General features: G+C 67.0%; 1 protein-coding gene. It reads right to left on the bottom strand.

Features of this window, described 5'->3' with window-relative positions; translation table 11 throughout:
• Positions 1-50: 50 nt before the first annotated feature.
• Positions 51-1,298 (bottom strand): IS256 family transposase, encoded by a 1,248-nt coding sequence (locus tag D1832_RS15040; protein ID WP_118915195.1) that lies wholly within the window; start codon positions 1,296-1,298, stop codon positions 51-53.
• Positions 1,299-1,425: the final 127 nt, after the last annotated feature.

Raw genomic sequence — 1,425 nt, forward strand, 5'->3', positions numbered from 1 at the left:
GGTCAAGTCCCGGGTAGTGGTGTAGCGCTGCGTTCCTTCGTTGGGGTTGTTCAGGCGGTGATTGCGGGCAGGTCGTCAGCTCCGATCTGGGGTTCGGTGGTGGGGACGATGTTGACGCGGCAGCGGGCGAGGACTTCGAGTCCGAGGTAGCGGCGGCCTTCGGCCCATTCGTCGGTCTGCTCGGCCAGCACTGCCCCGACGAGGCGGACGATGGCGTCTCGGGTGGGGAAGATGCCCACTGCGTCGGTGCGACGCCGGATCTCTCTGTTGAGGCGTTCGGCGGGGTTGTTGGACCAGATCTGGGTCCATACGTCCTTGGGGAAGTCGGTGAAGGCGAGGATGTCCGCGCGTGCGGCGTCGAGGTGGTCGTGGACCTCGGGAAGCTTGCCGTCGACGTAGTCGAGCAGCCGGTCGAACTGCGCGGCCACGGCGGGGCGGTCGGGCTGGTCGTAGACCGAGTGCAGCATGGCCTTGACCGCTGGCCACATGCTCTTGGGCGTCACCGACATCAGGTTCGCGGCGTAGTGGGTGCGGCAGCGCTGCCACGAGGCTCCAGGCAGGTTCGCCGCGATCGCCTCAACCAGGCCGGCATGGGCATCTGAGGTGACCAGCCGGACCCCGGTCAGGCCGCGGGCGACGAGGTCGGCGAAGAACTCGTTCCAGACCGGACCGGTCTCAGCGGTGGCTACGCGCATACCGAGGACCTCGCGGTGACCATCGCCGTTGACTCCGGTGGCGATGAGCACAACGGCGTTGATCACCCGGCCGCCCTCGCGGAGCTTCATCGTCAACGCGTCGGCGGCGACGAAGGTGAACGGTCCCGCAGCGTCCAGCGGCCGGTGGCGGAACTGCTCGACGTGTTCGTCGAGCTCGGCTGCCATCCGTGAGACCTGGGACTTCGACAGGGAGTCGATGCCGAGGGTCTTGACCAGTTTGTCCATCCGCCGGGTGGACACGCCGGCGAGGTAGCAGTCGGCGACGACGGTGATCAAGGCGGCCTCTGAGCGCTTGCGGCGCTCGAGGAGCCACTCGGGGAAGTAGGTGCCCTTGCGGAGCTTGGGGATCGCGACGTCGATGGTCCCGACCCGGGTGTCCAGGTCGCGGTGGCGGTAGCCGTTGCGCTGACTGATCCGCCCCGGTGAGGGACGGCCGTACTCGGCGCCGACCACCGCATCGGCGTCGGCACACAGCAGGGCGTTGATCATCGTCTGCAGGAGGTCGCGCATCAGATCGGGGCTGGCTTCGGCGAGTGCTTCGCCAAGCAGACGTGCAGGGTCGACAATGTGTGGAGCGGTCATCGTGATGGTCCTCGAGGATTCGGTAGAAGGTTGACTCGAAGGATCACGCGGTGGCCGCTGCTTCGTCTGCCGTACACGCCGGTGACGATCTCGGCTACCGCGCTACACCACTATCGGGGACTCAACT

The sequence above is a fragment of the Dermacoccus abyssi genome, from assembly GCF_003515945.1.
Taxonomy (GTDB): domain Bacteria; phylum Actinomycetota; class Actinomycetes; order Actinomycetales; family Dermatophilaceae; genus Dermacoccus; species Dermacoccus abyssi.